We start from the raw sequence: 19,238 nt of genomic DNA, 5'->3' as shown, positions 1-19,238 counted from the left end.
TGCCCGTGGTCGCTCCGGTGGAATGTAACAGGTTCTTAATAGCGAAACCGTGACGGTCGATAGAAAAACGCTATAGCCTCATCGAACTCAAGCGACTCGCTGACCTGTGTCCACCCCCTGAGGAGACCTCATGTCCGAGGAGATCCCACTGTCCGCCACTCTGCCGCTCCGAGCCGCGGGGAGGGAATCGTGAGCAACAACGCGCCGCCTCCCGACTCGAGGTCGAGGCTCGTCGTCGTCGCGCTCTGCAGCGCGGCGATCATCATTGACGGCTACGACCTGATCGTTTATGGCACCGTCGTGCCGACGTTGGCCGACGGGTCCGCCGAGTGGACCCTGGGCGCGGCCGAGATCGGCCGGATCGGTTCGTACGCGTTGATCGGAATGTTGATCGGCGCGATGCTGATCGGCACGATCACCGACCTGGTGGGGCGCAGGCGCGTCATGCTCGGGTGCATCGCGTGGTTCTCGATCGCGATGGCCCTGGCGGCCGCCGCGCCGACCGTGGAGTTGTTTGGACTCGCCCGCTTCGTGGCCGGTATCGGCCTGGGCGGGGTCGTGCCGACGGCCATCGCGCTCACCATGGAGTACGCCCATCCGCGGCACCGCAGCACCACGAACGCGTTCATGTTCTCCGGCTACTCGATCGGCGGGATCCTGGCGTCGCTGACGGCGATCGCCGTGATCCCAGCGCTGGGCTGGCGGGCGATGTTCTGGATCGGCGCCATTCTCGGCGGGCTGCTGCTGCCGCTGGCCTGGCGGATGTTGCCCGAGTCGGCCAACTACCTGCTCCTCCGCGGCCGGGACGCGGAGGCCGCCGAGCTCGCCGCGCGATACGGCGTGACCCTGGAGGAAGCCCCCGCGCGGGCCAAGCAGGGACCGGCCGCAGCGATCAAGTCCCTCTTCGAACGGCGGTTCCTCGCCGGGACGCTCCTGTTCTGGCTCGGCACCGGCGTCGGGTTGCTGCTCGTGTACGGATTGAACACCTGGCTCGCGCAGATCATGCGTCAGGCCGGCTACCCACTGGGCTCGGCGCTGGCCTTCCTGCTGGTGCTGAACCTCGGCGCCATCGTTGGCACGCCGCTGCTCGGCATGGCCGCGGACCGGATGGGCTCCAAGCCGGTGACGGCCGGCATGTTCGTCGTCGCCGCCCTGAGCATCTTCCTGCTGAGCATGCGCCTGCCCAGCGTGCTGCTGTTCGCGCTCGTCGCGATCGCCGGGGCGTGCACGATCGGCACCACTATCCTGGTCAACGCGTACACGGCGAACTTCTACCCGGCCCACATGCGGGCGACCGGGCTGGGCTGGGCGCTGGGCGTCGGCCGGCTCGGCGCCATCTGCGGACCGATCTACGGCGGCGCCATCCTCGCCTCCGGGTGGGGCATCGAGGCCAACTTCTACGCGTTCGCGATTCCCGCCGTGGTGGGGGCCCTGACCATGTTCGTCATCCCGGCGCGGCGAGGCGTGACGAGCGAGGGCGGCATCGGAGCGGCCGCGCAGGAGGTCGATCAGGTGAGGTGAGGCGACCGGCTGTCCTGGGTGAAGTCGCCGTATGTCGGCTTGCCCGCTGGCTGGTAGACGTTGAGCACGCAGCCGCTGCTGGTCGCCTTCGACTCGACCAGGTGCAGCGCCGCCGCCACGCGGCCCGGCTCGAACAGTCGCTTGCCGCTGCCCAGGACGACCGGATAGGTCCACAAACGGAGCTCGTCGATCAGGGCGTGATCCAGCAGCGACTGGGCGAGAACGCCGCTCCCGTGGATTTGGAGCTCGCGGCCAGGACCGGCCCTCAGCTTGGCGATCTCCGCTTGGACGTCGGACTTGATGAGCGTCGTGTTGTTCCACTCGGCCCTGTCCAGGGTCGTCGAGACGACGTACTTGGGAAGGGCGTTGAGGCGTGCCGCGATCAGGTTGTCCTGGTCGGTGACGGTTGGCCAGTAGGCGGCGAAGATCTCATAGGTCTTCCGGCCCAGGAGGAATCCGTCCGCCTCGGCGAACCACTTCTCGCCGTAGGTCCACAGCTCCTCATCGGCGTAGGGAAACTGCCAGCCGCCGTGCTCGAACCCGTTGCTGGTGTCCTCGCGGGGTGTCCCCGGCCCCTGCATGACCCCGTCCAGCGACAGGTACGTCGCCAAGGTGATCTTCATCATCGTGCTCCCCTCGGTTGCCATGTCCACCCGAATGGAGACAGCCTCCGCACCCGAAACTCATCGCTTATGAGCGAAAACGCCTGTGGCGCTGGGAGCGCTACCGCGGAAGGTTGAGGCGATCTACCGCGGCGGGTTGACGACGCAGCGTGCACGCGACCCTAATCTGCGCACGGTCGGCATGTCGCAGCCGGAGGAGGGTCGGAGAGACTGTGGGACTGCGGACCGAGACGCGCCCGTGCTGGCCGTGGGCTGGCCGCATCCGCTGCCTGTCCCCGTACTCGACGGGCCCACCGCCACACTTGAAAGCGTCCCACGACGAGGCCGCCCGGCTGCGAGCCGTCAGGGGCGGACCGGCGCGGGGCCCACTGACTGGCCCGGCACCAGGGTGCAGGGGATGAGGATGTGCGGCGGTCTGTCCTGGACCCCTTCGAGCTGGTCGATCAGCGCGTCCGCGGCGAGGCGGCCGAGCTGGGGAGCCGGTGCGGCCATGACGGTCAGGGACGGCTCGATCATCTCGCCGAGTTCGCGCGTGGTCGACGCCGAGATGATGGACAGGTCGTCCGGTACGGTGCGGCCGAGTGCGCGCGCGCCCTTGACCAGCCCCGCCGAGGCGCCCTCGTTCACCAGGATCACGGCCGTGGTGTCCGGGTGGTTCTCGTGCAGCGTGCGCGCGGCCTCCCGCCCGCCGGCCGAGGTGCCTTCGACGGTGATGACGGCGGGGGGCCGGCCGAGTGCCGCCATCGCGTCGAGGTAGGCGGCTTCCGCCCGCATGATCCGGCCGGGCTCGTCTCCCGGCGCCGCCTTCGTACGCTGCGTGACCAGCGCGATGCGCTGGTGGCCGAACGCGCGGAGATGCTCGACCGCCTGGTCGATCGTGGTGGCGAAATCGATGTCGACGAACGGCAGATCGTCGTTCTCGGTCCGGCCGATCAGGGCGAAGGGGACTCGGGACGCGATGAGCCGGTCGACGCGGGAGTCGCGGAACTGGACCTCCATGAGCAGCGCCCCGTCGACGAGGCCGCCGGCGAGCAGGTGCGACATCTGCTCGTCGCCGTTCACGGGCCACAGCACGAGGTCGTAGCCGCGCTCGCGGGCGCTGTGCGCGGCGCTCATGACGAACTGGATCATCGTGGCGTTCGGCCGGGCTTCGAAGTCGGGGTGCAGCAGCGCGAGGATGTGCGTGCGGGAGCTGGCCAGCGCGCGGGCGACGACGTTTCGCCGGTAGTCCAGCTCTTCGATGGCCGCTTCGATGCGGGCCCGGGTCTCCGGCGCGACGGGCTTGGTGCCGTTGATGACGAAGGAGACCGTGGCGATGGAGACGTTCGCGCGCTCGGCGACGTCGCGCATCGTGACCATGGATGCCGCCTCCCGGCTGCTGAGGGCGCGTGAGGTGCGAGAAAACCCGCGAAGCACTGTGACTATATCCCAAGCGCCCTTCGTAAAAACGCTTAACTTCTTGTTGACATCACCTGACGATCGGCGCAACATACTTCACAAGCGACAGGCGGTTAAGCGCTTTGATTGATCAAATGTCCATAGCCCGGAGCGATGAGGCCTCCGTCCGCTCGTGCCGCGAAAGCGCAGGCGGACGGGCAGCCGCGGCTGGAGGCCGCGTTGGTGGACGGGGCGGGCAACCTGCGGGCGTTCGTCTCGATCGTCGTACCGATCAGCAAGAACGCGATCGTGACCGCCGCCCAGTTCACTTTCCTGTCGGCGTGGAGCGACTTCCTCTTCGCCCTCACCCTGACCAGCACACCCGAAGTACGGCCCATCACCCTCGGCATCTACGACTACATCAGCGCGAACACGCAGGACTGGAGCGCCGTCATGGCGACCGCGGTGCTCGCCTCCGTCCCGGCGGCCCTGCTGCTGATCTTCGCCCAGCGCTACATCGCGGCAGGCGCCGTCAGCGGCGCCGTCAAGTGAATCCATTGAGGAAAGGAACGTCTCATGCGACCGATTCGCGTCACGGTGTGGGGTGAGAACCGCCACGAGCAGGTCGAACCCCGTGTGGCCGAGATCTATCCGGACGGCATGCACAACGCCATCCGCCGTGGGATCGAGCACTGGCTGGGCGAGCAGGCGGCCGTCACCACGGCCACGCTCGACGACCCCGAGCACGGCCTGACCGAGGAGGTGCTCGCCGGCACCGACGTCCTCACCTGGTGGGGCCACGTCGCGCACGCGGAGGTGTCCGACGAGGTGGTCGATCGGGTGCACCGGCACGTCCTGTCAGGCATGGGCCTGGTGGTGCTGCACTCCGGCCACTGGTCGAAGATCTTCACCAAGCTCATGGGCACCACGTGCACGCTGCGCTGGCGCAGTGCCAACGACCGCGAGCTGGTCTGGACGGTGAACCCGGCCCATCCCATCGCCCGCGGCATCCCCCACCCCATCGAGATCCCCGCCCAGGAGATGTACGGCGAGCAGTTCGACATCCCTGCGCCCGACGAGCTGATCTTCATCAGCTCCTTCACCGGCGGCGAGGTGTTCCGCAGCGGCTGCACCTTCCGGCGGGGCAACGGCAAGATCTTCTACTTCAGCCCCGGTGACCAGGACTATCCGGTGTACCACCACCCGGACGTGCTGCACGTCATCGCCAACGGCGTCGAGTGGGCGGTCGGCGACCGGTCCCGGCGCGAGCTGCCGACCCTGCTCCGCTACGAGATGGGCGACTTCTTCAACGGTCACGGCTACCGCGGCGCCCTGCACAACAAGGAGAACTCCCAGTGACCACCTTCGCCCGCGTCGCCGATCCGGCGCGCCCGCTCCGCGTGGTGCAGGTCGGGGCAGGCTCGATGGGCCTGGCGTGGATGCGCACCCTGACCGCGTCCGACGACGTCGAGCTCGTCGGAGTGGCCGACCTCGACGTCGATCGGGCGCAGGCGGCCGTACGCGCCGTCGGCGCCGACGCCAAGGTGGACGTCTCGCTCAGCGGCCTGCTGGCGGCCACCGAGCCGGACGCCGTCGTGAACGTCACCGTCCCGGCGGCTCACAGCCAGGTGAACATCGAGGCGTTGTTCGCCGGGGTCCCGGTCCTGTGCGAGAAGCCCGCCGCGCCGACGCTGGCCGAGGCGGTCGTCCAGGTCGCCGCCGCCGAGGCGGCCGGCCGGCTGCTGATGATCAGCCAATCGCGCCGGTACTTCGCCGCCCTGGCGGAATACCGGCGCCGCGTTGCCGAGCTCGGCACCCCCGGCCTGCTCACCACCGGCTTCTTCCGCGGCCCGCGCTTCGGCGGCTTCCGCGACGAGATGGAGCAACCGCTGCTGGTGGACATGGCCATCCACGCCTTCGACGCGGCCCGCTACCTGCTGGACGCGGAGCCGGTCTCGGTCAGCTGCGAGAGCTGGAATCCCGGCTGGAGCTGGTATCGGGGCGACGCGGCGGCGACGGCGACGTTCCTCTTCGACGGCGGCACCCGATACGTGTACACCGGCGCCTGGTGCGCGGACGGGCTGGAGACGTCCTGGAACGGCCAGTGGCGCGCCACCGGCTCCGGGGGCACCGCGACCTGGGACGGCGAGAACCGCGTCACCTCCAGTGTGAGTGGTGCGGCGGACGTGCCGCCTGGCGCCAACGAGCAGATCGCCGGCGCGCTGGAGGAGTTCGTGGGGGCGCTGCGCACGGGTGTGGAGCCGTCCGGGGCGATCGCGGGCAACATCCGGAGCCTGGCCATGGTCGAGGCGGCGGTACGGTCGGCGGAGTCGGGGTCGCGGGTCCACATCGACGCGTTGCTGGACCAGGCCCATCACGACGCGCTGTCCCATCCCGTCCGCGAGGAGATCCGCGCGCGGCTGGAGTCCTGGGAACCGCGCCCGAGCCCGGCCCGCTGACGGGCCATTCCTGCTGCGTAGAGAGCATCTGGAGGGCGAAGGCCTTGGTCTAGTACGTACGAACGCGGAGGCCTGGTTCACTCCTATGCCGGATGGCGGTGGTCCCCGAGCAGGGATGATGGGCTCCCACACAATGGGGCAATGGCATACCCTCCACAGCCTCACTCGCAAGATCCGTGGGGCTCGCAGGCACAGGGAGCACCGCAGGAACACGGCTGGCCCGGGTACGGCCAGCCGTCGTCCGGCCCAGCGACCCCGCGACCCGGCTACGGACTGCCGGGCACCGGCCTGGGCCAGGGGCCCGGCCAGCCGGGACATGGCCCCCAGCCGCGGCAAGGGGGCCCGCCGGCCGGCTTCGGCCAGCAGCAGGGCCGGCACGGCCCACTCGGGTCATCCAACCCGCAGGGTCCGCACAATCCCTACGACCCCCAGGGCCTCTACGGCGGCTCCGAGAGCCCCTACGACCCCCAGGGCCTCTACGGCGGTTCGCAGAGCCCCTACGACCTCCAGAATCCGTACGGTTCGCAGAGCCAATACGGCCGCGGCGACCCGTACGGCACGCTCCAGGACCAGTACGACTACGGTCTGCCTCCCAAGCGCAACAGCACGCTGATCATCGGGTTGTCCATCGGCTTGGGCGTCCTCCTCCTGGCCGGCGGCACGGTCGGCGCGGTCTCCTACCTCAACTCCTCGGGCTCCAAGACCTCCGTCGCCCTGCCGGGCACCACGACGGAGGCACCCACGACGGCACCTTGGCAGTCCGACCCCCCGTCGGCCGCGCCGTCGGACGAGCCCACCGAGCCGGCCACCGAGCCCACGGGCAGCCCGGCCACCTCGGCGCGGGCCCAGCCGGGATCGCCGATCGCCCACACCGAGTTCGACGACTGGAAGTTCAACCTGACCGGCGTCAAGTTCGATGCCAACAAGGTCGAGGGCTGGACGTACGACACGTGCGATCCGGTGGACGGCGAGGGCGTGCTGGCCAGGAACAACTGTGAGCGCGCCGTCCAGATCGCCTACTCGGCGTACCGTGGGCACCTCAAGGCGGTGCAGGTCATCATGTCGTTCCCCAGCGACAAGGCCGCCAAGGCCACCGCCAACCGGCTGGCGAAGCTCACCTCGAACGCGGTGAACATTCGCAGGGACATGACCCACACCACGTACGCATACGGGAGGATCCGCACGAACGTGGCCAAGAAGTATGTGGTCGCCACGATCGTCACCGCGGACAACACAGCCAAGTCCAAGGCCGAGAAGTTCCACCTCTACCTGCAGGCCGACTCTGTCGGCTACTTCCTGCTGCGCGACGTGACCGTCACCAGCTGACCAGCCACGCCGCCCGGCGTGCGGCAGCCTGTACGCGGCGCGGATCCACCTGTTGAACTGCGCCGCGTCGGGGAAGCCGGCGGACGGGGGTTATCCGATGAGTTCCTGGATGCCGAGCACCGTGAGCAATGCGAGGCGTTCGGCGTCCTCGGTGCCGGGCTCGGCCGTGTAGATCATGATGCGCAGGTCGTTGCCCGCCACGGTGAGCACGTCGCAGTCCAGCGTCAAAGGGCCCACTCGGGGATGACCGATGGTCTTGCGCGCGGCCTCGTGGTGGCCGACGGCGCCGGAGTCCCACAGCTCGGCGAACCGTTCACTGTTCGCGCGCAGCTCCGCGATCAGCTGCCGCAGTCGCTGGTCGGCTGGATAGCGGCCGGCGGCCGCGCGCAGGTCGGCGACCACCGCGGTCTCGAACGGGGGCAGGGACTCCGGTGTGTGCCGGACCCGGCTGCCCGGGCCGAGAAAATGCCGCCACACGCCGTTGCGCTGGTTGCCCCGCCATCCGGACGGATCGCCCATCAAGGCCGCGTACGGCGGGTTCGCGATGAGCAGTGTCCAGGACGCGTCGTAGACCGCGACGGGTGTTCCGGCCAGCCTGTCCAGCAGCCGCTGGACGCTCGGGGTGAGGTACGCGGGTACCGTTTCCGGCCCCGGCGGTGCCAGCCCGGCCAGCCGGAACAGGTGTGCGCGCTCGATCCCCGACAACCGCAGGGCCCTGGCGAGGGCTTCGATGATCTGCGCCGAAGGGTTGGACGCACGGCCCTGCTCGAGACGGGTGACGTAGTCGACGGAGATCCCTGCCAGCAGGGCCAGCTCCTCACGGCGCAGTCCGGACGCGCGCCGGTGACCGCCGGCCGGCAGCCCGGCGGCCTCGGGGGAGACCCGGTCGCGCCAGCGGCGCATGGCCTGCCCGAATTCCGTCGTCATGCCCACCAGTGTGCACCGCCGACCCGGGGATGTGCCTGGTACCGGTTGTCCCAGGAAAACCCGGCACCGGTCCGGGGACGTCAGCCCGTGATCTGCCGGACGATGGTCTCGTCGGTGATCCGGGTGTCGCCCGCCAGCAGAAGGGCCTCGCTGAGGATGACCGCGAGGGGAGAGCTGCATGTGGTGATCCCTCGGTCTTGCGATGAGGACCGTCGGCCTTGATCCCCGCCTTCACCGCAGGAGAGTGTCGCATGCCACCGACAGAAACCGGACGCCGTCATTTGAGGGACCGGGCCGGGACGGCGGGCCTCTCTTCGGATCACGCCCCCGAGTGCAGGAATGCCGCCCAGGCCGAGGGCTGACCTGGCCTGGCCGCGCGCATGCGGCGGGTCGCCAGGTGCAGCGCGAGCGCGCCGGGGATCCGGACCGGAGCGTCGATCGTCTCCCGTAGTTCCCGGTGGAAGTCGGCGGCCATCGTGGCTGCGACGTGGTCGCTGATCTCCCACAGTGTGGCGACGGCCTGGGCGTAGCCGGCCAGCTGGAAGGCAGAGGCCAGGTGGATCGCCTCGTCGGCGAGCTTGGCGCTGCCGCGGGCGGTCGCGCAGGCGGAGAGATAGGCCAGCTCGGCGTCGTCGAGGTGGAGCCGGCTGATGTCGGTGACGCTCAGGGGCCCGTCGTCCAGCAGAAGGTGGCTCGCCGACGGGTCGTACGGGTTGCTGCTGGCGTGGCAGGCGAAATGCGCGACGGTCGCGCCGGGCAGCGCGGCCAGCACGGCGGTGCGGGACGCCTGCGGACCGATGAGCGCCAGGCCGCGCATTCGGGCGTTGACCTCGACGGCCTCACCCGCGGTCTCCGGCAGCGCGGCATGGCCGGGAGTCGCCGGCATGGCCACGGTCAGGCCGGCGCGACGTGACGGCACGGTACGGGAGCGGCTGTGCAGCAGGGCGCGCAGGGTGGGCGTGTAGGAGGTGACCACGCGATCGAGGACCGACGCTCCGGCGATCGCGTGATGGCCGGCGGCGTGCAGGGGAAGGGAGTTGAGCGGACCAGTCGGGGACCACCAAAGCCGAGGCCAGGACCCGTCCTCTGGAGGCTCGGTGAGGCCCAGGTCCCGCAGCACCGGTTCGGCCAGCACGTCCCACAGCCAGCCGAGGGTGTCGAGCAGCACCCCTTGTGCCTGGCCGGCCAGCAGATCCGGACCGGTCTGCACGGTGTGGATCGCGGCGTGGAACGCCTCGGCCTGCTCGATGAGCTCGGCGGCATGCAGGTCCGGCAGCGGCACCAGGCGGACGCCGTCGGCGCACAGAGCCAGTGCGTCGCAGCGGCGCGGGTGGACGTTGATGGTCACCACGGGTCCTTCGGCGGCGGCCGGCCCGAGGTCGGGCATGCCCAGCGGCAGCGGCATCAGGAACCGCCCGAACTCGGGCAGCGCCTGAATTCGGCCGACCAACTCGCTCCAGTCCGCGGCCATGACACGGACGTGCGCGAGTTCTTCCAGCGTCGGTTCATGGCCGACATCGGCGGCGGCCGCGCGGATCCGCTCGCGCAGGGCGACGAAACGCTCGGCCAGCCGGGAGTCGGCGGCCTGCAGGTTCTCCAGCTCCCTGCGCGCGTTGAGCGCGCTGGAGAGCAGCAGCGCGCGCCCGTCCTCCAGCGCTTCCAACGCCGCCGGAGCGTCGCTGTGGCGGATCGCGGACACCGCCTCCTCCGAGGACAGGCGGGCCAGGCCGCTCGACGGAAGGTCGTGCTCGCTCCGTGGGGCCTCCGCCATGGCGCGCAAACCGGCGCGGAACCGCGCCGCCGACCCCCACGCCAGGACGAGCCGCCTGGCCTGCGCCGATTCGCCGGCGAAGAGCCGGCGGGCCAGGCTGACGGCCTCCTGATAAGCCGATTCCTCGTGGGTGAGGTGGTATTGGTGGAACAGCGTGTGTGCGAGGTCCTTCAGCGTCGCCAGATGGTCCGGGTGATCCTCCGGCAGGGCGGCGAGCTTCTCGCGGTTGCGTTTCAGCGCGTCCTCGATCACTGCGAGGGTCTCGAACGGGGACAGCAGCGCGTTGCTCATCACGGACAGGTTCCCGACCATGGTGGCCGACATGTTCAGGGAGCTCATCAGCGATGGGAGCACCTCCATCGACCGGGTCAGCAAGGCGACCGTCTCCTCGATCCGGCCGATCCCGCCCGGTTCGCCGCGGCCGTGCTGCCGCCGGGCCAGCTGCGTCATGATCTGGTTCAGCGTCAGCGCGGCACGTTCCGGATGGTCGTCCGGCAGGTCCCGCAGCAGGCGTTCGCACAAGTCGAGCACTTCGTCGAGACTCGCCGTGTCGGCGGGCGTCGAAGGCGGCTCGGCCGGGGCGAACATCTGCGTCAGCATCGCATCGAGCTGATCGTCGGTGTTCAGGTGGCTGGATCGCCGGCGCATGAGCTCGAGCGCCTTGCGCTCGAGATCGGTGTCCCCGGGGTCGCGCAGGAAACCGGCCAAGAGGTCCATGAGCTGCGCGTAGTGACCCTGGCCGTCGGACGGGGCGATGCCGATCAGCCGGGCGGCGACGGTGAACATGTTGTCCGGTTCGTTCGAGACGTCGCCGCTGGTGGCCGGGATCGCCCGACCGATGAGGCCGGTGAGGTCGTCCACGCGGCGCTGCGTCTCGGGGTCGAGACGGCGGGCGGTGGGCCTCGGAGTGCGCAGCAGTTCGGCCCTGGCGAGCAGCCTCAGCCGGGCGCGCCGCTCAGTGCCGTGCTCGGGGGTGTGCTGCACGGCCCGGCGCAGGGCGGAGACGGCCTCGTCGAGTACGGCGGGATCGGCGTCACCGGTGGCGTCCATCCGGAGCAGCAGCGTGGAGCCCAGGTCGGTGAGCATCTGCGGAAGGTTCTGGTCCCTGCTCGTCGCCGTGTCCGTGGCGAGGCGGAACAGCTCGACGGACTCGGACAGCAGCGCCGGGTCCCGGGTTCCGAGGGACTTGGCCCGCACCGCCACGGCCAGGCCATTGGCGCAGCGGGCGTGGTTCGAGTGCTCTCGTGGGGTGCCCTGGAACGCCTCTCTGAACACCGCGACGGCTTCGTCGAGGTTCGGCGGCTCCGGGCTCTCGTCCGGTGGCGTCAGCGCATCGCTCAGCATGAGCGCGTACCCGAGATTGCTCAGGACCGTCGCACGGGAGGGGTGATCGGGCGGTAGAGGGTGCGCGGCCCGGCGCAGCAGCCCGATCGCCGCCTCGCCGTCGACGCGCCGTCGCAGCCGGGTGAAACGTTCGAGCACGAACATGGCCAGGTTCGACAGCGCCTCGGCGGACGCGTGCGCGCGCTCTTCCCCCACCGGCTCGTCCGGAGCGAGCGCTTCGCTGAACGAGGACCGCACCTGGTCGGGCAGAGCGTCCGGCCGGTCCAGATAGAGGGGCATCAGCAGGACGACCGCGCGGCCCCACTCCTCCTGTTGTCCCGCTTCCTCGGGCGTGACCGCCGCGCGCAGCCAGTGCAGCAGGCCGACCACGTACAACACCTCCTGATCCACGCCTTCCGGCACGGCGAGGAATTCGAGCAGCCGCTCGGCCTCGGCCAAGGCCTCGGGGTCGAGAACGCCGGTCTCGTCGCCGGTGCTCGACACCGAGGCGAACCGTGCGCGGAGCGCGGTGAGCAGCTGGTCGCGCATCGCTCGTCCTCTCAATCAGGTGGCCTTACGGAACCTCTCGCTGATCGTCTTTCCGCGTCCCGGCCGGATCGGGCGCGTCTCGTCGTCGAACCGTTCGAGCAGGTCGTCCAGGTAGACGTCCACGGTGGCCTCGACCAGTTCGGCGTACACCTCGGCGGCCGCTCTCGCCCGCCGCCACGCGACCAGCCCGGCGCACAACCCGATGACGGTGCTCGGCCACCACACCACGCCCAACGCGGCGTACAGCGCGGCCCACCCGCCCAGGGCGGTCGCCTCGTCGAAACGCTGCCTGCTCTCCGTGAGCGGCTCGCGCGCCGAGTCGGGGAGCAGCAACCACAGCCGTGGCCAGGCGGCGCCGAGATCGAGGCCGTACTGCTTGCGGACCCTGGTCCCGGGGGCGTGCAATCGGTCGCCGGTCCAGGTCGGCCGGCGTGGCTCGGTCAGCGCGACGGCGTTCCTCGTCTCGGCGAGCTCGCCGAGCCGGGCGTGATCGCCGTCGGCCTCGGCGTGTTGGTACTCCTGCCTGAGCCGGTTCCAGGCCCGCCTCCGCCGCTCGGTGAGCGCGGTCGCCAGCGGACGCGCGACGGACGGCCACCTCCCGACCAGCAGGTATTCGACGGGCTTACCAAGCGCTCGTGCGACGAATCCGACCCCCGAGGACACGACGAGCAGGGCGACCAGCAGCACCGCGGTCCGCGCCAGATCGGCGTGTTGCTGACCGCCGGCCGCCGCGGCGAACTCGAGCAGCTTTCGCCAGAGCAACCCGGCATCCGCCCAGTTCCGCTGTCCGAGGATGACCGCCGTCGTGGCGACGGCCGTAAACACCAGTCCGGGCAGGACGAGCAGAGCGACCCACCGCTCCGCGACCTTTTTGCCGAGTTCGGCGAGGAAGCCTGTCATGCCGCGTTCTCAGTTCTCGGCCACGAAACGCAGCGCCTGCTCGTGAATCGCGCAGGTGGGTAATTCCGCATCGACCTCGCGGTGTACGAGGCGAGCGCAGGTCCCCTTGGGGCACATGTAGTCGCCGATAACCGGCCTGCGTTCGGAGTCCAGCGGCGTGGGCAGCGAGGAGCGCGGGGACTCGATGTCCTCCGGCGCGGTCGTGGAGCCGCCGATGCCCAATTGGGCCAGGAATCGATCGATCGGCTCGCCACGACGAGCGGCCCGCACCGTCTGCGCCACGATGGCGCGGCGGTCGCTCGACGCCGGGCCGCGCAGCAGCGTGCGCAGCTGCGGCAGGGCGGCGCAGAACACGGCCAGCGCCTCCTGGTCGGGCTCCGCCGTCACGGTTTCCCTCCCGATGCGACCCCTAGCCAACGAAAGAGATCCTAACCGCATCGACGGTCACGCGGCGTCGCACGATCCGGTGTGGAGTTCGCGCAGGCGGGCACTCATGCGCCCGGCGCGTGCTGCCGGAGAAACGCTCTCGCCACCGCCTGCGCCTGGCTCGCTCCCGGGCTGAGCCAGAAGCCCAGATGGTCCTCATGTTCCATCCAATGCCGTTGCGCGTCGGGTATCCGCTCGGCCGCGAATTCTCCGTGCTCGAAAGCCACATCGCCGTCCTGCTTGCCGTGGATCAGCAGGGTCGGAGCCTTGATCTGCCCCAGAGGCAAAGCGCCACGCCGGGTTTGCGCAGCGTCGTTGTCCGTGCCCGTCCAGCGTTCCGGGTAGGGAAACGTCGTCGTGAACATCGCTTCGAAGAACGCCCGCACGTGCGGCGTGTTCACGATGTACGAGACCCGCTCCGTTCGCTGCTTCTCGGTGAAGGTGCTGGTCTCGTCCAACGTTGACGCGACGATGGTCTCGAACGAGACCTTCTCCGTCAGCAGGGTGAGCTTCTCTCCGACAGTCGTCAGGAATGCTCTACGCAGTGAGGAGCTCGGGTTGGCAGGCCGCGGCTTGCTCAATCCGCCGATGGAGATCAACCCCCAGACCCGATCCGGATAGCGTGCGGCGAAGGTGTAGCCCACCGGGCTCCCGGCCGAGATCGCGAGGACGCCGACCCGATCGATGCCGAGCTCGTCCAGCAGCGCGGCGAGCAGGTCGGCCTGCTCCTCATGGGTCCGGCCACTGTCCAGCGGTGTGCCGAGGTAACCCGGCCGCGAGGGGCTCAGGATGCGGAACCCGTCCTTCTGCAGCCAGCTGGCGAACAGCCGCCCCTGGTCGGCGCCGCCGAGCCCGGCGTGAAGGGACAGCAGCACGGGGCCTTCCGCGCCGTACAGGTCGTACTCGATGGGGCCGAGCCGTGTCTCGGCCGTCCGCAGATCGATCTGGACACCACGGATGAGCTCGCGGCGCGGATCGGTGTCGATGCCGCCGTCCCAGAGGAGGAGGCCGGCGATTCCCGCGGCCGGCACCCCGACGAGAACGGCGAGCACCCAAACGACGATCTTGACGACTCTTCGCTTCCACATCGCACCGGCACCCCTTCGGCATCCATGGCCTGGGTCACGGCAGCGTCTCGCGGACGACCGGGACGCGCCCGCCGAGATGCCACCGCACCCGGCCTCAATGGTCGTCCAGCCACTGGGGCACGGGCGTCCCACCAGGGGAGACTTCGCTCATACGACACCGGGACGAGAGATCCGGCGGTCTACCGCCACGGGAGTAGGAGTACTCCCCAGCTCATCGGATCGCCGGGCACGTTCACGGGCGCTCGCTAGGGCTTGCGTCCCACACCGCAGACCGCGTTGATCATCGCCGAGGGTGTCTGTTGCGGCCCCGGAGGCCGCCAGAGTGGCGTGGAGACCACGCCCGGCTCCACGAGTTCGAGCCCTTCGAAGAAGCCGGCCAGCTGTTCGGGGCTGCGGAGCGTGTAGGGGAAAGCGGCCCGCTCGTTGTAGAAGCTCACCGCCTCCACCAGCGCGGGGTTGGCGTTGACGCCGTCGGACAGCGCCAAATGACTGCCGGACGGCAACGCCGCGACATACTGGCGGACCAGGTCGGCGACGAGGTCGGAATCGGGCACCTGGCCGGCGATGCTGAGCATCATCAGGCCGATCGGCTGGGAGAAGTCCAGCGTCTTGGCCGCACCCTCGAGAATGGTGCCGGGATCGCGCACGTCGGCGTCGATGTAGTCGGTCACGCCCTCCGGGCCGCTGGCGAGCAGGGCGCGGGCGTGCACGAGCACCAGTGGGTCGTTGTCGACGTAGACGATGCGGGACTCGGGGGCGATGCGCTGCGCCACCTCGTGGGTGTTGTCGGCGGTCGGCAGGCCCGTGCCGATGTCGAGGAACTGCCTGATGCCCGCCTCGGCGACGAGGTAGGTCACCGCTCGCCGAAGGAACTCGCGCTGGAGCCTGGCCACCTGCGCGAAATCAGGGAACATGCGCAGGAGATTGTCCCCGGCCTCGCGGTCCACGGCGTAATTGTCTTTTCCGCCGAGAAGATAGTCCCAGACCCGGGCGGAATGCGGCTTCGTGCGGTCGATTCTGGGGTCCGCGTCCATTGCCGAAGCTTATACGATCTTCCCGATCAGCCGAGACCGATCAGCCCAGGCCGATCAGCCCAGGCCGCTCAGTCCATGAGGGCGACCAGCCGCTTCGGCGCGATCAGGCGGTAGCTGTCCCTGATCAGCTCGTCGATCTCATCCCAGTCCTGCTCCACGTCGAGCCGGGCGCCGACCCACCCCTTGCCGCCGACGTACGCCGGCACGAAGAAGCGCTCCGGGGCGGACGCCACCAGGGCCTCCTGCGCGCCCGGCCCGGCCTTGAACATCATCGTCAGCCCGTCCTCACCGGTCATCAGGAACAGCTTCTCCCGGACCCGGAACGAGGGCGCCGTGTGGCCACCGAACGGCTTCTCGACCGCCTCTGGCAGAGACAGGCAGATCTCCCGCAGCCGCGCCCCCACCTCGTCGTCGATCACGCACGGTATCGTACGCCTGTTCTACAACTCTCGGGAAGTTCGGCACGCGACCTCCGAGCCCCTGGCCGTGGGGTCAGGGGCGGGAGGTGGGCGACGGTGTGCTCTCGTTGCCGGCGCCCTCGACCTGGGTGGTGGTCAGCGGCGCGATGACGTTGGTCGCCAGCGCGGTCGCGGCCGTGGTGGCGATGGCGATGGCGGCGGCGGCCAGCGGCGCGGCCAGCGTACGCAGCATGCGGATGCTCCTGATGCGCGCCCACGGCTCACCGGCCAGCCGCATCAGCCGCCATTCCCACCAGAGTCCCAGCCCGATGCTGACGACCGCGATGTTGCCCACGGCGACGAGCGTGCCGATCAGCGCCGCATCCGCCGTGGATTGCGGCGTCACGGCCGACGTCGGAGCGGTGATGGCGGCGAGCGTCTGGACGTAGCCGGGCAGTTCGACGAGGAGCGCGGCCACCAGCAGCGCGAGCGACTTCGCGATCGGGTTGCCGCCGCGCACCCGCGGATAGAAGTAGCCGAAGATCATGCAGAGGGCGGGCAGTGAGATCAGCGCCATCGCAGCCAGCAGCGGCTCGGTGTTCTCGCTGCGCCAGATGTCGATGGAGACGATGACCCGTACCGTCGAGAAGGGCAGCGAGAGGAGCGTCCCCATGGCGAGCGCGGCCAGCGCGTTCTGCCACGGCGTCCGCCCAGCGACGGTGGCGAGGGCGTAGTCGGAGTCGACAGGCCCGGTGTGCTGGTCGCTTGCCCGTTCCAGCTCCGCGCGCTGCTCCTCGAAGGCGGCCGGCGAGCCGTCGCCCCCCTGACCCTGCCGCAGCAGGCCGGTCAGGGCCAGGCGGACGGAGCGGCGCCTGATCATGTCGCGGACGAGGGTCCGGTGTTCGGGCTCGGACACCGGTGTCGCGCCCGTCGCGGTGGCGCGGGGCAGCAGCCAGGCGATGCCCGCCCAGGCCAGCAGCATCGTCAGCCCGAGGTACTCGGGGTTCACGGCCAGTCCGCTCAGCACGAGCATGAAGAACACGGCCGTGTAATAGGCGGTCGCGGCGGTCAGGGCAGCGGTTTCCTGGCCGATGCGGCGTACCCGGACGATGAGCGCCGCCATGGCCAGCAGCAGCACGCCGAACGCCGCGAAGGAGTAGACCGAGCTCAGGATGTCCAGGACCCGCCCCGCGTGCCATCGCATCGTCGTCCACTCGGGGATGACCGCGTAGGACTGGACGCCGATCGTCGTCGACACGGTCACGGCGCATATGCCCGCGGTGCGCATGGACCATCGGTGGCTCGCCTCCGTGACCCAGCCGACGGCCAGGACAGACAGGCACACGGCGAGCAGCGCGAACCACACCGCATGGCCGGGGAAGATCCCGCCCACCATGGCCCGTCCCGCCAGCAGCGCGCCGACGGTCAGCGTGCCGAGCGCGATGACCGGTAGCGCACGCCGCCACCGGGGGACCGCCGCCACCACGCCCGTGGCGACCGCGGCGGCGACCGGCCCCCACAGGATGACCGCGTTGCCGGTGAGCGCCCACAGCGCCCACATGGAGAGCACGATGCCGGCCACCGCCGCCGCTCCGGCCGCGACCAGCGTCGGACGGACGTTGCTCACAGCGCGGGCGGCGGAGATGAGCGACAGAAGCGGAATGCCGACCGTCAGGATGAGCACGGTCCCGGCTCCAAGCGGAGAGATGGCCAAGACGTAGGCGACCAGCGGCATGGCCACGAGCACCCAGTTGCGGCGGCGACGCCACCATGCGCCCCCGAGCGCCCGGGCGAGGGCGTACAGCAGGGCCAGCACGGCCGCTCCCGCGAAGACGGCCTGCAGCGCCGTCCAACTCCGCGGGAGGAATTCGAGTTCAGGTGAGTCAGTCGCAACGTCCTCCGGCTGGGCGCCTTCGATGTAGGAGCCGGCCACTGCGGAATCTGTGAGGTAACCGGCCACGGACGCGGTCTGGCCGTCCTTGAGGAAAGCGGCCTTCATCGAGCTCCAGGCATTCATGCGCAGGTAGTGCCGGTCCTGGCTCAGCGGTGGCGAGCCGCGTGTGCCGCCCACCGTCCAGCCGGTGGCGGATACGACGAGCTCGTGCGCCGTCAGGGGAAGCCCGTCTTCGCCGTCGGGCGGCGAGAACTCGACGCCTACGAGGCCGCCCTCGTCGGGGTCGGCGAAGCCATAGGTCCGGCCGGTGAAGGTGACGACGGCCTGGCTCGCGCCGCGCTCCAGCCGTACGACGGGCGTGTCGAAGACGACCGCCAGGCTGGTGGAGTTCGGGTCCGGGGCGACGTCGCCCAGCCTCGTCTCGGCGAACCTGTCGGGTAGAAGAGCAGCGGCACCCGATCGCAGGGCGGCCACGTCGGGATCGTCGGCCGGCAGCCGGAGCTCGTGTGTGACCGTGAACTCGTAGGGAATGTCGTCCGGCTTGTCGACGGCGGTCGCCGCATCCCGGTGGGTGCGCCAGGCGCCGGGATCGGCCTGGGCGAGCGTGACGTACGTGGTCGCGATCCGCCGGAGCTCGGCCGGCGCGGACGGGGTGGGAGTGACCGGGCCCTTCGTGACGACGAGCTCGGCGCTGCCGACCTGGCCGTCGTCCTCGCAAGTGACGATCACTCGGTACTTGCCGGGACTCAGGTTCTCTTCGAGTTCCACCTCGCCGTACCCGGCGGTCTGGTCGAGACCCTGGTTGGGGACGAAGGCGTCGGAGATCACGACGGCGGCGTTGGTCTCGCAGGAAGCAATCACCCGCACCACATCGGTCCCGGCCTGCACCTGCGGCGGGTCCAGAGTCACTCGCAGCGGGGCGGGCGATTCGTGCTCGGCAGGGTACGGGTCCGGGATGGGCGGCACGTCCAAGCGTGCCACCGCCAGCAGACCGCCGGCGACGGCCAGGAGAACGACCCCCACGCCCAGCCACCGTGCCGTCCGGCGACGCGGCCGGGATTCTTCTTGTGCCCCCACATCACGCATGTTCCAGCCCAAGCCCGCGTAGCAGGAAAGGAAGATGCGAAATCGTGATCACTACCTCGAAGGACGCCACTACCGATGTTTTGTCGTCCTGCGTTGCTATAGATGGCGCCATCACCTGACACTTCGAGAAACAGGGCATTCGATGGCATCAGTGACGTTTCGCGATGAGACTGCGACCGGCCGGGGGCTGGAGGAGTTCTCCCTGCCCGGCCTGCCCGAGCGGATCTCGGCCCGCGAGCTCGTACGGCTGCGCGTGCGTGAGGAGGTGGCCCGCCACAACGCCGCCCCGTCCCATCATTTCCGCGGCCTGGTCAAGCCCAGCGACGCCGAGGTCGAGCTGAACGGCTACCGGATGCGCACCCCCCGCAGGCTGGACTGGGAGAAGCAGGCCGACGCCGCCGAGGCCGCGTTCGCCCGTAACGGATTCCTGCTGCTGGTGGGCGAGCGCCAGATCGAGGACCTGGACACCGAAATCGACCTGACCGTCGACCCGGTGGTGTCCTTCGTCAAGCTCGTGCCCCTGGTCGGGGGCTGAC

The 19,238-nt window shown here is 69.9% G+C and carries 16 protein-coding genes; 6 read left to right on the top strand and 10 right to left on the bottom strand.

Annotated features, from left to right (window positions below; all coding sequences use genetic code 11):
• The first annotated feature begins 189 nt into the window (after positions 1-189).
• Entirely contained in the window at positions 190-1,521 is a 1,332-nt protein-coding gene (locus ACTWPT_RS40315; protein WP_443182796.1) for an MFS transporter, read from the top strand.
• Here the strand turns inward: ACTWPT_RS40315 and ACTWPT_RS40310 are convergent.
• Both ACTWPT_RS40310 and ACTWPT_RS40305 read right to left on the bottom strand, forming a co-directional pair.
• Positions 1,509-2,147 carry a dihydrofolate reductase family protein gene (locus tag ACTWPT_RS40310; protein WP_443182795.1) on the bottom strand — a complete coding sequence of 213 codons (639 nt, stop codon included), beginning with the start codon at positions 2,145-2,147 and terminating at the stop codon, positions 1,509-1,511. The genes ACTWPT_RS40315 and ACTWPT_RS40310 overlap by 13 nt on opposite strands.
• A 339-nt stretch (positions 2,148-2,486) precedes the next feature.
• Entirely contained in the window at positions 2,487-3,503 is a 1,017-nt protein-coding gene (locus ACTWPT_RS40305; protein ID WP_443182794.1) for a LacI family DNA-binding transcriptional regulator, read from the bottom strand.
• A 192-nt stretch (positions 3,504-3,695) separates the two neighbouring features.
• On the opposite strand from ACTWPT_RS40305, the gene ACTWPT_RS40300 reads away from it, so the two are divergent.
• From ACTWPT_RS40300 to ACTWPT_RS40285, 4 genes are all read left to right on the top strand, one after another.
• The gene (locus ACTWPT_RS40300; protein WP_443182793.1) at positions 3,696-4,073 is read left to right on the top strand and encodes a carbohydrate ABC transporter permease; all 378 of its coding nucleotides are present in this window, start codon (positions 3,696-3,698) and stop codon (positions 4,071-4,073) included.
• Positions 4,074-4,097: 24 nt separating this feature from the next.
• Positions 4,098-4,880, top strand: a complete 783-nt coding sequence (locus ACTWPT_RS40295) for a ThuA domain-containing protein (RefSeq protein WP_443182792.1) — start codon at positions 4,098-4,100, stop codon at positions 4,878-4,880.
• Positions 4,877-5,980 carry a Gfo/Idh/MocA family protein gene (locus tag ACTWPT_RS40290; protein WP_443182791.1) on the top strand — a complete coding sequence of 368 codons (1,104 nt, stop codon included), beginning with the start codon at positions 4,877-4,879 and terminating at the stop codon, positions 5,978-5,980. Before ACTWPT_RS40295 ends, ACTWPT_RS40290 begins: the two co-directional genes overlap by 4 nt.
• 141 nt (positions 5,981-6,121) lie before the next feature.
• Positions 6,122-7,306, top strand: a complete 1,185-nt coding sequence (locus ACTWPT_RS40285) for a hypothetical protein (RefSeq protein WP_443182790.1) — start codon at positions 6,122-6,124, stop codon at positions 7,304-7,306.
• Between the two features lie 90 nt (positions 7,307-7,396).
• Here the strand turns inward: ACTWPT_RS40285 and ACTWPT_RS40280 are convergent, their stop codons facing one another.
• The 8 genes from ACTWPT_RS40280 to ACTWPT_RS40245 form a co-directional block, all read right to left on the bottom strand.
• On the bottom strand, positions 7,397-8,233 hold the full coding sequence (locus ACTWPT_RS40280; protein ID WP_443182789.1) for a helix-turn-helix transcriptional regulator: 837 nt from the start codon (positions 8,231-8,233) through the stop codon (positions 7,397-7,399).
• Positions 8,234-8,552: 319 nt separating this feature from the next.
• Positions 8,553-11,876: a CHAT domain-containing protein gene (locus tag ACTWPT_RS40275; protein WP_443182788.1), complete on the bottom strand. Its 3,324-nt coding sequence runs from the start codon at positions 11,874-11,876 to the stop codon at positions 8,553-8,555.
• Positions 11,877-11,891: 15 nt separating this feature from the next.
• A complete protein-coding gene (locus tag ACTWPT_RS40270; RefSeq protein WP_443182787.1) occupies positions 11,892-12,776 on the bottom strand; it encodes a hypothetical protein in 885 nt (294 codons plus the stop codon).
• A 9-nt stretch (positions 12,777-12,785) separates the two neighbouring features.
• On the bottom strand, positions 12,786-13,163 hold the full coding sequence (locus ACTWPT_RS40265; protein WP_443182786.1) for a hypothetical protein: 378 nt from the start codon (positions 13,161-13,163) through the stop codon (positions 12,786-12,788).
• A gap of 104 nt (positions 13,164-13,267) precedes the next feature.
• Positions 13,268-14,290, bottom strand: coding sequence for an alpha/beta fold hydrolase (locus tag ACTWPT_RS40260; RefSeq protein ID WP_443182785.1), 1,023 nt, complete (start codon positions 14,288-14,290; stop codon positions 13,268-13,270).
• A 245-nt stretch (positions 14,291-14,535) separates the two neighbouring features.
• Positions 14,536-15,324 (bottom strand): SAM-dependent methyltransferase, encoded by a 789-nt coding sequence (locus ACTWPT_RS40255; protein ID WP_443182784.1) that lies wholly within the window; start codon positions 15,322-15,324, stop codon positions 14,536-14,538.
• A 68-nt stretch (positions 15,325-15,392) separates the two neighbouring features.
• Positions 15,393-15,743 (bottom strand): MmcQ/YjbR family DNA-binding protein, encoded by a 351-nt coding sequence (locus tag ACTWPT_RS40250; protein ID WP_443182783.1) that lies wholly within the window; start codon positions 15,741-15,743, stop codon positions 15,393-15,395.
• 73 nt (positions 15,744-15,816) lie between these two features.
• Positions 15,817-18,639: a hypothetical protein gene (locus ACTWPT_RS40245; RefSeq protein ID WP_443182782.1), complete on the bottom strand. Its 2,823-nt coding sequence runs from the start codon at positions 18,637-18,639 to the stop codon at positions 15,817-15,819.
• 205 nt (positions 18,640-18,844) lie between these two features.
• Here ACTWPT_RS40245 and ACTWPT_RS40240 point away from each other — a divergent pair, with 205 nt between their 5' ends.
• Positions 18,845-19,237 carry a hypothetical protein gene (locus tag ACTWPT_RS40240; protein WP_443182781.1) on the top strand — a complete coding sequence of 131 codons (393 nt, stop codon included), beginning with the start codon at positions 18,845-18,847 and terminating at the stop codon, positions 19,235-19,237.
• The last annotated feature ends 1 nt before the right edge of the window (position 19,238 follow it).

The organism is Nonomuraea sp. 3N208 (assembly GCF_052245935.1).
Lineage (GTDB): Bacteria > Actinomycetota > Actinomycetes > Streptosporangiales > Streptosporangiaceae > Nonomuraea.
Note: the sequence above shows the minus strand (reverse complement) of the source record. Positions and strands in the feature narration are given on the sequence as shown.